Annotated in this window: 17 protein-coding genes; 5 read left to right on the top strand and 12 right to left on the bottom strand. The window is 67.5% G+C overall.

The features are described from left to right. Window positions 1-34 precede the first annotated feature (34 nt). Window positions 35-1,111, top strand: a complete 1,077-nt coding sequence (locus ABIE51_RS03630) for a LacI family DNA-binding transcriptional regulator (RefSeq protein WP_233433470.1) — start codon at window positions 35-37, stop codon at window positions 1,109-1,111. Window positions 1,112-1,186: 75 nt separating this feature from the next. Here the strand turns inward: ABIE51_RS03630 and ABIE51_RS03625 are convergent, their stop codons facing one another. Then, window positions 1,187-2,617, bottom strand: coding sequence for a sugar porter family MFS transporter (locus ABIE51_RS03625; RefSeq protein ID WP_115841215.1), 1,431 nt, complete (start codon window positions 2,615-2,617; stop codon window positions 1,187-1,189). On the opposite strand from ABIE51_RS03625, the gene ABIE51_RS03620 reads away from it, so the two are divergent. Further along, window positions 2,535-2,825 carry a hypothetical protein gene (locus tag ABIE51_RS03620; protein WP_192632625.1) on the top strand — a complete coding sequence of 97 codons (291 nt, stop codon included), beginning with the start codon at window positions 2,535-2,537 and terminating at the stop codon, window positions 2,823-2,825. The two genes, ABIE51_RS03625 and ABIE51_RS03620, sit on opposite strands and share 83 nt — an antisense overlap. A 53-nt stretch (window positions 2,826-2,878) precedes the next feature. Here ABIE51_RS03620 and xylA read toward each other — a convergent pair whose 3' ends face one another. The 4 genes from xylA to ABIE51_RS03600 all read right to left on the bottom strand — a co-directional run bounded on the left by xylA (window position 2,879) and on the right by ABIE51_RS03600 (window position 7,139). Then, window positions 2,879-4,210: a xylose isomerase gene (gene xylA, locus ABIE51_RS03615; protein WP_192632272.1), complete on the bottom strand. Its 1,332-nt coding sequence runs from the start codon at window positions 4,208-4,210 to the stop codon at window positions 2,879-2,881. Window positions 4,211-4,258: 48 nt separating this feature from the next. After that, a complete protein-coding gene (gene xylB / locus ABIE51_RS03610) occupies window positions 4,259-5,782 on the bottom strand; it encodes a xylulokinase (RefSeq protein ID WP_192632271.1) in 1,524 nt (507 codons plus the stop codon). Window positions 5,783-6,089: 307 nt separating this feature from the next. Further along, window positions 6,090-6,260, bottom strand: coding sequence for a hypothetical protein (locus ABIE51_RS03605; protein WP_192632270.1), 171 nt, complete (start codon window positions 6,258-6,260; stop codon window positions 6,090-6,092). Window positions 6,261-6,290: 30 nt separating this feature from the next. Further along, window positions 6,291-7,139 carry a peptidoglycan DD-metalloendopeptidase family protein gene (locus ABIE51_RS03600; protein ID WP_354503470.1) on the bottom strand — a complete coding sequence of 283 codons (849 nt, stop codon included), beginning with the start codon at window positions 7,137-7,139 and terminating at the stop codon, window positions 6,291-6,293. Window positions 7,140-7,366: 227 nt separating this feature from the next. Here ABIE51_RS03600 and ABIE51_RS03595 point away from each other — a divergent pair, with 227 nt between their 5' ends. Beyond that, window positions 7,367-7,885, top strand: a complete 519-nt coding sequence (locus ABIE51_RS03595) for a cupin domain-containing protein (RefSeq protein ID WP_192632268.1) — start codon at window positions 7,367-7,369, stop codon at window positions 7,883-7,885. A 3-nt stretch (window positions 7,886-7,888) separates the two neighbouring features. On the opposite strand, the gene ABIE51_RS03590 is transcribed toward ABIE51_RS03595, so the two are convergent. Continuing rightward, window positions 7,889-8,221: a hypothetical protein gene (locus tag ABIE51_RS03590; RefSeq protein WP_115841210.1), complete on the bottom strand. Its 333-nt coding sequence runs from the start codon at window positions 8,219-8,221 to the stop codon at window positions 7,889-7,891. A 172-nt stretch (window positions 8,222-8,393) separates the two neighbouring features. On the opposite strand from ABIE51_RS03590, the gene ABIE51_RS03585 reads away from it, so the two are divergent. After that, on the top strand, window positions 8,394-8,672 hold the full coding sequence (locus tag ABIE51_RS03585) for a hypothetical protein (protein ID WP_115841209.1): 279 nt from the start codon (window positions 8,394-8,396) through the stop codon (window positions 8,670-8,672). A 12-nt stretch (window positions 8,673-8,684) separates the two neighbouring features. Here the strand turns inward: ABIE51_RS03585 and ABIE51_RS03580 are convergent, their stop codons facing one another. The 3 genes from ABIE51_RS03580 to ABIE51_RS03570 form a co-directional block, all read right to left on the bottom strand. Further along, the gene (locus ABIE51_RS03580) at window positions 8,685-9,023 is read right to left on the bottom strand and encodes a YnfA family protein (RefSeq protein WP_192632267.1); all 339 of its coding nucleotides are present in this window, start codon (window positions 9,021-9,023) and stop codon (window positions 8,685-8,687) included. Next, window positions 9,020-9,430: a hypothetical protein gene (locus tag ABIE51_RS03575; protein WP_192632266.1), complete on the bottom strand. Its 411-nt coding sequence runs from the start codon at window positions 9,428-9,430 to the stop codon at window positions 9,020-9,022. Before ABIE51_RS03575 ends, ABIE51_RS03580 begins: the two co-directional genes overlap by 4 nt. 71 nt (window positions 9,431-9,501) lie before the next feature. After that, entirely contained in the window at window positions 9,502-10,347 is an 846-nt protein-coding gene (locus ABIE51_RS03570; RefSeq protein WP_192632265.1) for a LysR family transcriptional regulator, read from the bottom strand. A gap of 104 nt (window positions 10,348-10,451) precedes the next feature. On the opposite strand from ABIE51_RS03570, the gene ABIE51_RS03565 reads away from it, so the two are divergent. Next, complete coding sequence (locus ABIE51_RS03565; protein ID WP_192632264.1) at window positions 10,452-10,946, top strand: lipocalin-like domain-containing protein; 495 nt, start codon at window positions 10,452-10,454, stop codon at window positions 10,944-10,946. A 33-nt stretch (window positions 10,947-10,979) separates the two neighbouring features. On the opposite strand, the gene ABIE51_RS03560 is transcribed toward ABIE51_RS03565, so the two are convergent. The 3 genes from ABIE51_RS03560 to ABIE51_RS03550 all read right to left on the bottom strand — a co-directional run bounded on the left by ABIE51_RS03560 (window position 10,980) and on the right by ABIE51_RS03550 (window position 13,146). Next, on the bottom strand, window positions 10,980-11,261 hold the full coding sequence (locus ABIE51_RS03560) for a hypothetical protein (RefSeq protein ID WP_192632263.1): 282 nt from the start codon (window positions 11,259-11,261) through the stop codon (window positions 10,980-10,982). A 49-nt stretch (window positions 11,262-11,310) separates the two neighbouring features. Further along, on the bottom strand, window positions 11,311-12,564 hold the full coding sequence (locus tag ABIE51_RS03555; protein WP_192632262.1) for a M24 family metallopeptidase: 1,254 nt from the start codon (window positions 12,562-12,564) through the stop codon (window positions 11,311-11,313). A 111-nt stretch (window positions 12,565-12,675) separates the two neighbouring features. After that, a complete protein-coding gene (locus ABIE51_RS03550) occupies window positions 12,676-13,146 on the bottom strand; it encodes an HIT family protein (protein WP_354503465.1) in 471 nt (156 codons plus the stop codon). Window positions 13,147-13,222 lie beyond the last annotated feature (76 nt).

Raw genomic sequence — 13,222 nt, 5'->3', positions numbered from 1 at the left:
CGGTGCGACCGCAGGCCGACAGAAGGAACGAACGTTGGAGAAGCCGAAGAAGTCGCTGCGACGCAAGGGCGCCGCCGTGACCATCGATGAAGTGGCGGTGCTGGCGAGCGTTTCGCCGATGACCGTCTCGCGCGTGGTCAACGGCCAGGGCAAGGTTCGCGACAGCACGCGCGAACGCGTGATGCGCGCGGTGAAGGAACTGGGCTACACGCCCAACCTCGCCGCCAGTTCGCTCGCCGCCGCGCAGCACACGCGCGTGGCGATGATCTACACCAACCCCAGCTCCGCGTACCTGCGCGAGTTGCTGGTCGGTGCGTTGCGCGGCGCGGCGCGTACCGCGGCGCAGCTGATGATCGAAAGCTGGGACACCTACAACGCCGACGCGCAGCGCGCGGCCGCGCGCGAGATGAGCAAGTCCGTCGCCGGCGTGATCCTGCCGCCGCCGCTGTGCGAATCGAAGGCGGTGGTGTCGGAGTTCCTGTCGGCCGGCGTGCCGGTGGTGGCGATCGCGTCGGGCCGCTTCAGCCAGGAAATCTCCTGCGTGCGCATCGACGACTTCCGCGCGAGCGAGGAAATCACCGCGCACCTGATCTCGCTCGGCCACACGCGCATCGGCTACATCAAGGGCCATCCGAACCAGACGGCGAGCGCGCGTCGCTACGAGGGTTTCCAGGCGGCGTTCGCGCAGGCCGGGCTCGAGATCGACAGCGCGCTCGTGCAGCAGGGTTACTTCACGTACCGCTCGGGCCTGGAAGCGGCCGAGAAACTGCTCGCCCACAAGAAGCCGCCGACGGCGATCTTCGCCAGCAACGACGACATGGCCGCGGCCGTGGTGTCGGTGGCGCATCGTCGCGGGCTCGACGTGCCGCGCGATCTGTCGGTCGTGGGTTTCGACGATACGTCCGCCGCGACGACCGTGTGGCCGGAACTCACCACGATCCACCAGCCCATCGCCTCGATGGCCGATTCGGCCATCGACATCCTGCTGCGTGGCATTCGTCGCAAGGACAAGTCCACGCGCGTGGTGGTCGACCACGTCGTCGCGCACCAGCTGTGCCGGCGCGATTCGGTGGCGCCGCCCTCGCCGGCCAGCGCCACGACGAACGCATAGCAGCGACGGAAGAAAGCGCGCCCGAACCCTCCGATTGGAGCTCCTCCGAAGGGAGCCGTCCGGGCGCGCCATCGGTCAGCCTTCCATCTGCTCCAGTTCCTTGCCCTTGGTCTCGTAGACGTACTTCAGGACAAAGAATACCGACACGATCGCCGCCACGGTGTAGATGCCGTAGGCACCGGCCAGGCCGATGCCGGCCAGCAGGATCGGGAAGGTCACGGTGATGGCGAAGTTGCTGGTCCACTGCGCGGCACCGGCAACTGCGAGACCCGAGCCGCGGATCTGGTTCGGGAACATCTCGCCGAGCATGACCCACATCACCGGGCCCCACGAGGCGTTGAAGAAGATCACGTAGACGTTCGCCGCGATCAGCGCCAGCGTGCCCATGCCGTCGGACAGCACCAGCTTGCCGGCGGCGTCGAGCGACGCAGTGGCGAAGGCGAAGGTCATCAGCGCCAGCGAGATCGCCATGCCGACCGAGCCGATCCACAGCAGCGGCTTGCGGCCGATCCTGTCGATCAGCAGCACCGTCACCAGGCATGCGCCGATGCTGAGCGCGCCGGACAGCACGTTGATCAGCAGCGCGTCGCTCTCGGAGAAACCGACCGCCTGCCACAGCACCGCGCCGTAGTAGAACACGACGTTGATGCCGACCAGCTGCTGGAAGGTCGCAAGGCCAATGCCGATCCACACGATCGGGCGGATCTTGCCGGTGGTCTTGTTGATCAGGTCCGACAGCTGCGGGCGATGGTGGTCGACCGACAGCGAGGCATCGATCTCGGCAAGCTTGGTCTGCGCTTCACCGGCGCCGTAGAGCTTGGTGAGCACGGCGAGCGCGTCGTCCTTGCGCTTCTTCACCACGAGGTAGCGCGGGCTTTCCGGAATGGTGAGCAGCAGCACCAGGAACAGCGCCGACGGGAACGCCATCATCCAGAACATCCAGCGCCACGCTTCGTGGCCGAGCCACAACGGCTGCGTGGATGCGCCGGCCGTCTTGGCCAGCAGGAAGTTGCTGAGGAACGCGCAGAACAGGCCGCCGATGATCGCGATCTGCTGCACCGTCGCCAGTCGCCCGCGATAGCGCGCCGACGCCACTTCAGCGATGTACGCCGGCGACATCACGCTGGCCGCGCCGACGGCGAATCCGCCGATCACGCGCGCGATGACGAACATCACCGAACTCGTGGCCGCGCCGGAACCCAGCGCGGAAATCAGGAACAGCACGGCCGAGATGATCAGCACCGAACGGCGTCCCCAGCGGTCGGCCAGGCGGCCGGCGAAGAAGGCGCCGATCGCGCAGCCCAGCAGCATCGAGGCGACCTCGAAGCCGAGGCCGGCCTTGGTCGACTGGAACGCCTGCTGCAGGCCGTCGACGGTGCCGTTGATCACGCCACTGTCGAAACCGAACAGGAAGCCACCGATGGTGGCCACGCAACTGACAAGAACGATGAAACGGGTGTTTTCCGCGCTTGCGGATCTGGAACCTTCGAGCGTGGCGCTGTTCATTCGCGTATCTCGTCTGAAGGAGTCGGGTTTGGGTTCGGGAAGATGGAACCGTCACGCATCGACGCTCGACCGGCACGAACGCGGGCTTCCCCTCACGCGCTGCACCTTGTCTGGAGCCGTACCACTTTTCGCACGCGTCACGCTGTCGCGCAGCGGTGATGCATCCGGCGCATGCATCCCCGCCGTGGCGGGAATGACGGCTTTGTAACGCTTACCCGGGACGAATGACAGGTCCCGGGTTCCCGAATCCGCAAATCCCCGTTAACGCAGCAGGTACTGGTTGAGCAGGTTCTCGTAGCGCTCCTGCTTGCCGCTGATCTGCCTGGGCTCGCCGTTCTTGAGGGCCAGCTCGCGCAGGTCGGCCAGGCCAAGCTTGCCGCGCTCGAAGTCCTGGCCCGCGCCTCCATCGAAGCTGGCGTAACGCTCCTTGCGCCAGGTTTCCCACGGCGAATCGTTCAGCAGCGCGTGCGCGACTTCGAGGCCGCGCGCGAACGCGTCCATGCCGCCGACGTGCGCGATGAACAGGTCTTCCATGTCGGTCGACTCGCGGCGCGCCTTGGCATCGAAGTTCAGGCCGCCCACCAGGCCGCCCTGGCGCAGCACGACCATCATCGCGCCGACGGTGTCGTACAGATCGGTCGGGAACTGGTCGGTGTCCCAGCCGTTCTGCGCGTTGCCGCGGTTCGCGTCGATGCTGCCGAGCAGGTCGTGGTCGGACGCCACCTGCAGGTCGTGCTCGAAGGTGTGGCCCGACAGCGTGGCGTGGTTGGCCTCGATGTTGAGCTTGAAGTCCTTGTGCAGGCCGTGCTCGCGCAGGAAGCCGGCGACGGTGGCGCTGTCGAAGTCGTACTGGTGCTTCATCGGCTCCATCGGCTTTGGCTCGATGAGGTAGTAGCCCTTGAAGCCGATGCTGCGGCCGTAGTCGCGCGCCATCGTCAGGAAGCGGGCGAAGTGTTCGACCTCGCGCTTCATGTTGGTGTTGACCAGGCTCGCGTAGCCTTCGCGGCCGCCCCAGAACACGTAGTGCTCGCCGCCCAGTTCGACGGTGGCGTCCAGCGCGGCCTTCACCTGCACCGCGGCGCGCGCGACGACGTTGAAGTCCGGGTTGGTCGACGCGCCGTTCATGTAGCGCGGGTGCGAGAACAGGTTCGCCGTGCCCCACAGCAGCTTCACGCCGGTGTCGTTCTGGCGCTGCTTCGCGAGCGCGACCATGTGCTTGAGGTTCTTCTCGTACTCGCCGATGTCTTCCGCATCCGGCGCCAGGTCGACGTCGTGGAAGCAGTAGTACGGCACGCCGAGCTTGGTGATGAATTCGAACGCCGCATCGACCTTGTTCTCGGCCGTCTGCATCGGCGTGGCACCTTCCCACGGGAATTTGCGCGTGCCCGGGCCGAACGGATCGTGGCCGGCGTTGGTGAAGGTGTGCCAGTAGCAGACCGCGAACTTCAGGTGCTCTTCCATGGTCTTGCCGCCGATCTTCTTCTTGGCGTCATAGACCTTGAAGGCCAGCGGGTTGTCGGAATCGCGTCCCTCGAACGGGATGCGGCCAATGCCGGGGAAATATTCCTTGGCGCCGATGAAATGGTTGCTCATGTTCGGGAGTCGCTTTGGTCGGTGGAGGGGTGCGCGGCGTGCGTGAGGTCAGCGCGCGGGGTCGGGATGCGGCGCGTACAGCTTCTGCGCCGCGTCGAGGAAGGTCAGGAAGCTCTGGTAGTGCGTGGCATACGCGGCGACGGCGTCGGGATTCGGGCGTGCCGCGGTGGAGGCGTCCACGCGCACGTGGTCGCGCGCGATGGCGGCGATCGTCGTGCCGCGGCCGTTGGCGCGCTCGAACGCCCACAGCGCCTGCAATGCGCCGCCGAACGCCGCGCCTTCGGCCTGTTCCGGCACCTGCACGGGCAGGTCGAACACGTCGGCGACCATCTGCCGCCACGTCGCGCTATGGCTGCCGCCGCCGGTGAGGCGGATCGAATCGAACGTCATGCCGGCCGCACGCAGCGCATCGAAGCCGTTGCGCAGCGCGTAGGTCGCGCCTTCCATCGCGGCGCGATAGACGTTGCCGCGCGTGAGGTTGCCCATGTCCATGCCGTGCAGGCTCGCGCGTGCATCGGGCAGGTTCGGCGTGCGCTCGCCGTTGAAGAACGGGAGCATCACCAGGCCGTCGGCGCCGGGCTTCGTGCCTTCCAGCACCGATTCGCCATCGCGGCTGGAAAAGCCGAACAGCTTCGCCACGTTCTCGGTGGCGACGGTGGTGTTCATCGTGCAGATCAGCGGCAACCAGCCGCCGGTGGACGAACAGAACGCGGCCCAGCCGGCGTCCTCGTCGACGACCGGCGTGTCCGAGCACGCGAACAGCGTGCCCGACGTGCCCAGGCTCATCGTCAGCACGCCCGGCGCGACGTTGCCGGTGCCGATGGCGGCCATCATGTTGTCGCCGCCGCCGGCCGCGACGATCACGTCGCGCGGCAGGCCGAGCTGGTCGGCGATGCCCGGGGCGATGGCGAAGCTCGCGTCGGCCTGCACCAGCGGCGGCAGGAAATCGGCCAGGTTCGTGTCGGCATCGGTGGCCGCGAGCATCTCGCGCGACCAGGTGCGCGTGCGCACGTCGAGCCAGCCCGTGCCCGAGGCATCGCCGTATTCCATCCAGCGCTGGCCGGTGAGCCAGAAGTTCACGTAGTCGTGCGGAAGCAGGATCGTCGCGAGCTTCGCGTAGACCTCGGGACGATGCTTGCGCGTCCACGGCAGCTTCGAGGCGGTGTAGCCGGCGAGGATCGGGTTGCCCGCCAGCGTCACGCAGTTCGCCTCGCCGCCGGCGGCCGACATGATCTCGTCGCACTCGCCACTGGTGCTGGTGTCGTTCCACAGCTTGGCCGGCGCGAGCACGTTGCCGTCGGCATCCAGCGGCACGAAGCCGTGCTGCTGGCCGGACACGCCGATCGCGGCGACGGCGGAGCGCTGGGCGGAATCGAGTTTGCCGAAACAGGCGGCAATGGCGTCGATCCACCACTGCGCGTGCTGCTCGCGGCTGCCGTCGTTACCGGCGATCAGCTCCAGCGGCTGGCCGTGCGTGGCGACGATGCGGCGCGTGGCGGGCTCGTAGGCGACGAGCTTGACGCTCTGCGTGCCGACGTCGAGACCGATGAACAGCGGTGTTGCTGCGCTCATGCGCGTCCGGCTCCAGAAAAGTTAGCGCTAACAATTTTGCGGCAGGAGAAAACCGCACTGGAAACGACGACCAGCTGTGGCATGGACTTGAAGCAGGGATCCCGTAGGTGGGATGCACTCTACCAGCGATGAGAAAAAAGCCTTGCTGCACTGCGGAAAGCCTTGCGCGGCAACGATTCGGGCCCGCCGCAAAGGTGTGACGGCCGCCCCGTTCAGCGACGGCTCGTCGCCTGCCCCGTCGCCGCCCTCCCCGCGGCGCTGGCAGCGCACCGGCGTGACTTGCGCCGGTAGCGCTACCAACGGCGGCTCACAAACCGCGGAAAACGCAGGCGATCCACAGCAGCACGAAAGCCACCGCCACCAGCACGAAGGCGAACGGCATCGGCAGGTCGAGGAAACCCAGGCGCGCTGCCAGTCCGGCGCCGCCGGCGAGCGTGGCGAGGAAGAACATCGGGAAACTCGGGGGCGTCAGGCCCATCGGATCGTTCCTTTCGGTTGAAGCGCCATGTCAGCGCGGGGGAAGGACGGTGCGCGGATCGACGAGCTGCCCGCCGCGCCGGAGTTCGAAATGCACCATGTCGCGGCCGGCGCCCACGTGGCCCATCTCCGCGATCTGCGCACCGGCGGCGACGCTCTGTCCTTCGCCGACCAGCCGCTTGCGGTTGTGCGCGTAGCTCGACACCCAGCCGCCGGCGTGTTCGATCACGATCAGCTGCTCGTAACCCGGCGAACCCTCGCCCGAGTACAGGACTTTCCCGGCCGCGGCCGCGCGCACGGGACTACCAGCGGCGCCGGCGATGTCGAGCGCGTACGGCGTCGCATCGCTGCGCGCGGGTGCGTTGACGACCGGGCCGCTGGCGGGCCATCGCCAGCTTGTCGCCGCCGCGCTGGTGGGTTTTGTCGTGACTGCGCTGGCCGCGGCCACTTTCGATGTCGTCGCCGTGGAAGTCGTCCCCGCCGATGTCGTCGTCTTCGCGGCGTTGGCGCTGTTCGGTGCAGTCGATTTCGAAACGGGCTTCGTCACGGGACCGGCTTCCGGCAACGGTTCCGTCCGCACCGCCTGCACGGAAGGCGCACGCACGGTCGGCGCATTCGGGTAGGTAGCCGAAGGCAGGCGCAATCGATCCCCTGGATGGATGACGAACGGCTCGGCGATGCCGTTCGCCTCCGCCAGGTCGACCACGCGCACGCCGTTGCGCGAGGCGATGCCGTACAGCGAATCGCCGGGCTGCACGACGTACGCGCCATCGTTCGACGACATCGTCGAACCCGGCGACGGCCACACCTTCACCGTCGCCGGCGTGCACGCGCAGAGGAATGCGCCCGAAGACACCACGAGGATTGCGGAACGACGCACGGCGACCTGCCCGGAGAAGCCCATCCCGGCGCGAGGCGCCCATGAGCGGGGCGGCGAGGTTATCCAGCCGTCGCGCGGCGCGGTACGCGCAATGTTCGCGTTGCGGCGACGTCGCGAATCGGCAGGGAAACCCGCGTCGTACACGCCGATACAAATCGCCGCGGGCGCCGACACAGTGCCGATACGCCACGGCGTTCGAATGGCCACACCCCAACGAGGAAGCCGCCATGAAGCCGTCCCGCCCCATCGCCGCCGCGCTGCTCGCCACGCTCGCCGCCCTGCCCGTCCTCGCGCAGGCGCAGGCGTCGGGCGTGCACCGCACCGACCTGCAACGCGAAACCCTGTCCGTTCCCGGCCGCGAAGTCGTGCAGGTGCTGGTCGCGCTCGATCCCGGCGTCGTCGCCGCCAACCATCACCATCACGGCGAGGAAATCATCTACGTGACCGAAGGCGCGCTCGAATACCGCCTGGAGGGCCGCGCGCCGGTGACGTTGAAGCAGGGCGACGTGTTGTTCATCCCGTACGGCGTGAACCACGAAGTCGTGAACGTCAGCAGCGGCCGCAGCGCGGAGCTGGCGACGTACGTCGTCGAGAAAGGCAAGCCGCTGGTAGTGCCGGCGTCGTCCCCGACGACGGCCTTCGACCCCGCCGAAGACATGCCGCGCCTGAATCTCAGGTTCGCCGACGAAACGCCGCTCAAGCCGACGCTGTTCGACTCGGCTACCGCGTGGGAAGACGAACCCTGAGCGTCATCGCACCGCAGCGGGTTGGGCGACGCCGTCGAACCACTTCGCGTACGGCGTGTTCTTCACCAGCTTGCGGTTGAGATCCGGCGCGCCATCGGTCCACCACACCGCGCCGCGCTCACCGAGCGCGACCTTCGCCGCGTCCACCTCGCCGCGCGCCCGGGCCAGGCGTTCATCGTCGCCAACGCGGCGTGCAGCGGCGACCTCGCGGCGCGCGTTCATCAGGCGCCGCGTCAGCGCATCGCGTTCGGCGGGCTCGAGCGACGGATTCGCCGCGCGCCACAGGCGACCGCGGACGACGATGTAACGCTGGTCGGGCGTAATCAGGACGGGCATGGCGCAGGCGTTCGCTATTGGCGTGCAAGCGATACCCGCACGCGCGTCATGTCGCGGTGAGCGATGAACGACGCACGCGACGACCTCTTCCACGTTTCACGAATGCATCGTTTCTCTCGCGATCCATTCACATCGAGAACGCTACGTTCGTCGCGACGACCGAGGAGACCTCGTGAAGAAACAGATCACAGCACTGGAAAGCGCCGTCGTGCTGCATTCGGCGCAGATCCTGGCGATGGAATGCCTGCTGCGCGCGATGATCGTCACGCATCCCAATCGCGCCCAGCTGAAGGATGCGTTCCAGCGCATCGCCGCCGAGCTTGAGCAGCGCCTAGCCGATGCCGGCTTCGAGAACGGCCTGCCCGTGGACAGCGCGCGCACGCTGGTCGAGCCGTTCCACTCGCGCACCGACGACTGGATCACGTGGGTGGACCTGATCGCGGCCGAATAGCGGCCGCGTGCATCACGCAACGGCGGGCGCACGCGGCGCGAACACGATGATCGCCGCGCCGATCAGGCACACGATGCTGCCGATGACGTCCCAGCGATCCGGCTTCACGCCTTCCACCTGCCACAGCCAGAGCAGCGACGCGGCGATGTAGACGCCGCCATAGGCCGCGTACGCACGGCCCGCCGCGCTGCTTTCGACCAGCGTGAGCAGCCACGCGAACGTCGCCAGCGACAGCATCGCGAGCGGCACCAGCCATGCGGTCTTCGCCAGGCGCAACCACGCCCAGAAACCGAAGCAGCCGGCGATCTCGGCGAAGGCGGCGGCGATGTAGACGGCAGTCGTGCGGATCATCGGAACCTGGACACCTGCACGATGGCCGCCAGCAGCGCGATCAGGTTGATCCCCAGTATCAGCGCGCCGATGCCCACGTCCGGATTGGACGAGCTCATGTTCCACGCGAAGACGCCTGTCAGATACACCGCGTACGCGCCATAACCGGCGAGCCACCGTCGCGCGGCGACCGGTGTGGCCCATCGCAGCACGAAGTAGCAGGCAACCGGGGCACCGAAGTACAGCGCGACGCTGGCGGTCCGGCGATCCAGCGGGATTGGACCGGTCGCGATCAGGAGGGCGGTGGCGACGATCAGGACGGCTGCGTAGACGTTGTTCACCGCGCGGTACAGCCGGCCGAGCCTGGCGGTGACGGGCGAAGGGCCATCGATCGACGCACGCGGCGGAAGGTAGGGATTGAACTCCATGTCGATCCGCCACCGGCGCTGGCTGAGGTGCCTGCGAGATTACCCGCCGACCGGCCCAGCAGGGAAGGCGCTCACTGGAACGCCAGCGTCAGCACGCGCAGCGCCTCGCGCGTGCGGCGATCACTGAGATTGGTGTAGAGCATCACGTCCTGCGCGCGGATCGACGGCAGCGACAGCACGCCGCCCACATCCACCGCCCCAGCCGGCGCCGCGCGTCGTGCCAGCAGCGCGACTGCGAGGCCTGCCACCGCCGCGGCTCCGAGGATCGCGGCGCCTTTCCCGACGAAGACTTCGCGCCATTCGATGCCGGCGCGATCGAGCGCGCGCACGGCCTGCGTGCGGACGCGGCACGATTCGCCCTGCGTCGCGAGCGGCAACGGCTGGCCGGCGCGCGGCTCCCAGCCGACCGCCGCGAACCACGCGAATGGCTCGGCGAACACCACCCTGCCCCGCTTGCCGCGATCGTCGGGGCGCAGCACGAGCACGGCGTCGAGTTCGCCCTGCGCCTGGCTGCGCATCAGCTCCTGCGTGCCGCCGATGCGCATTTCGACCTGCAGGTTCGGATCGTGATCGCGCATGCGCTTGAGGAGGGACGGAAGCTCGCTCCCGACCAGCTGCTGGTTGATGCCGATCGCCAGTCGCCGCTGTTCGGTATCGAATGCGGCGGCGGCGCGATCGTGCGAGCTCACCAGTTCGCGCGCCATGCCGAGGAACGCCACGCCCTCGGCCGACAGCCTCACGTGGCGGGGCGTGCGTTCCAGCAGGCGGCGACCGAGCTGCTCCTCCAGCTTGCGCAGCTTGAGGCTCACGGCGGATTGCGTGGTGTCCAATACGTCGGCCGCACGCGTGAAGCTCTGCAGGTCGGCCGCCAGCAGGAACGCGCGCACGGCATCCACGTCCATCGCCTTGGTGGGCATCATTCGATTCCGAAATGGCAGATATCGTTCTAGATGGATTTTTCGAATCCATCAAGCCGCCTAGGATCGTGGGCGTTCGCTCCTGACCACGAGGCCACATCGCCATGAACCTGCTCACCGGCGCACTCGTCGCCATGCTCGCGGGACTGGCTGCGCGCGATGCGCACCCGGCGCCGCTCGCCTTCCCGCTGCAAGGCACCTGGACACTGGTCGCCGCAGACAAGCTCCTTCCGGACGGCACCACCGCACGCGATTACGGCGACAAACCCAAAGGCAGGCTCATCGTCGACGCGCAGGGGCGCTATTCGCTGCAGATCTTCAAGTCCGAGCGCGCGCGCTTCGCAAGCGAGAACAAGGCCGATGGCAGCGCCGACGAGATGCGCTCGGCCGTGATGGGCAGCAGCACGCATTACGGCACTATCGCGATCGACGAAACGGCCCGCGTTCTCGTGTTCTCAATCGAAGGTTCGTCCTTCCCCAACTGGGAAGGCACGACGCAGAAACGCGAATACACGCTCGATGGCGCCGAGCTGCGCTACAAGGTGCCGCCGCGCCCGGACGGCAGCGTGCCCGTGTCGGTGTGGCGGCGTGTGCGCTAGCCAATGCAGAGAGGCTACGCGACGCGCCTCTCTTCATTCCTCGAGTTCTTGCTGCACTGCCATTGCCCTGAGCGAGCGAATGGCCATGAGGATCACGAAGCTGGCCACCGCGATCGCAAACAACCCCATTCCCAGACCCGTGAGGAAGTAGCTCGCCTGCCCCACCACATTGCCTTGTCCATCGTAGACAGGATGTGCAGCGAAGCCGTACTGCAGGTACATGTAGATCGGGAACGACAGTCCGCCGCCGACAAACATCAGCCCGATAGCCACTTGCATCCAGAGCAGCTTGCGTACGTGGCGAACGTTGCTCACTGATGTCATTCCGATCCCCTTCACGCCGCCACTAGCTCATTCGACAACATCAGATCGGATCGTCGATCGACTTCGCCAGCTGCGTGAACAGTTTCGGCCCGGATTCGGTCATGTACCAGCAGTCTTCCATGCGGATGCCGAATTCGCCGGGGATGTAGAGGCCCGGCTCGTCGGAGAAGCACATGCCCGGCGCGAGCGGCGTGGTGTCGCCGTGCACGAGGTACGGCGGCTCGTGGCCGTCCAGGCCGATGCCGTGGCCGGTGCGGTGCGACAGGCCCGGCAGGCGATAGCCCGGGCCCCAGCCTTCCTTTTCGTACATGGCGCGCACGGCGTCGTCGATGGCACCGACCGGGACGCCCGGCTTCGCGGTGGCGAGCGCGAGTTCCTGTCCGCGCTTGACGGTGTCCCAGACCTTGCGCTGCTTCGCCGTCGGCTTGCCCATCACCCACGTGCGCGAGATGTCCGACTGGTAGCCGTGCAACGTGCAGCCCACGTCCATCAGGATGACCGAGCCCTCGCGCACGGTCTGCGGCTGCTTCGAACCGTGCGGATACGCGCTGGCCTCGTTGAGCAGCACGAGCGCGAAGCCCGGCTCGCCGCCGAGCGCCGCAGTGGCGGCATCGATCATCGCGCCGAGCTCCTCGGGCCGCATGCCGATGCGCACGTTGTCGTGCACGTAGCGCAGCGCGGCAAGCGTGACGTTGTTGGCCGCCTGCATCAGCGCGAGTTCGGCCGGCGACTTGATCAGCCGCACCGCCTTCACCAGCGCGTCGCCCGACACGATGCGGTATGCGCCGGCGCTCGCCTCGCGCACGCCATCGACGATGAACAAGCGCGTGGTGGATTCGAAGGCAATCGCGCCCGATTTCACCCCGCGGTCGCGCAGTGCGCCGACGATGAGGTCGAACGGGCTTTCGTGTTCGTTCCACGGACGAACGTCGCCGCTTACGGCCAGCGTCTCGCGAATCGACGGTTCCTCGAACGCCGGTGTCACGATGATGACGTCGCCACGCGCCGGAATCACCGCGGCCGTCGTGCGTTCGGAGCGATGCCACTGCACGCCCGTGAAGTAATCCAGGCTCGAACCCGACTCCACGATCAGCGCGCCGATCTCCTGCTCGACCATCAGCCGCTGCAGCCTGGCGATGCGCGCCATGCGCTCTTCGGGCGAGATCGGCTTCGTGCCGACGGTGAGCGACGTCAGGCCGGTCACGCCCGCCGGCGCCGCCAGCGCCAGCCCGCCGGGAAGCATGAGCGCGCCCGAGGCGGCGACCGCGGCACTGAGGAAATCGCGACGACGCATGGAGCCTCCGGTGGGTGCTGGGCGATGTTCGCAAGTATGCCGCGGGTGGCGAGGCGAAGCGGTGCGGCGTTACGCAGTCCTTGCCGCGGACAGACAACGGATTCGCCGCCGTCAGCTCGGCAGGTTCGATCGGATGAGGGCCGCGGTGGCGGCAAGTTGGGCGGTCGATACCTGGACGCGTTCGCGGCGTCGCGCATCGCCGCTCGAGTCATGCGCAGTGCCTGCCTTGCGTCCGGCACCCTCGAACGTCGCCAGTTGTGGCGGACCGATCCCCCAGTCGCTGCCTTTCTGCCGCGGCACGACGTGGAAGTGGAAGTGCGGGGTTTCCTGTCCGCTGTAGACGCCGTTGTTCTGGAACGTGAGGATGCCAAGCGGACGGTAGCTCCTGACGAGTGCCTCCGCGACCCGCTTCGCCGCGCCCAGCACCGTCGCGCATTCCTCGGCCGAGAGATCCAGCAACGTCGCGACGTGCCGACGCGTGATGACGCAGCACTGCCCCACTTCGAACTGCCACGGGTTGATGACCGTCAGCGTGTGCTCGCCTTCCTCGATGATCGCCCACCGGTCCTCGCGCCCCGCCACTTCGCACAGGTCGCATGGGTCTCGTACGGGTAGCTCGATCATCGGGTGTCTCCGGTGGCGTCGAGATGGGTGGGGG

The organism is Lysobacter sp. OAE881 (assembly GCF_040546665.1).
Lineage (GTDB): Bacteria > Pseudomonadota > Gammaproteobacteria > Xanthomonadales > Xanthomonadaceae > Lysobacter_J > Lysobacter_J soli.
Note: the sequence above shows the minus strand (reverse complement) of the source record. Positions and strands in the feature narration are given on the sequence as shown.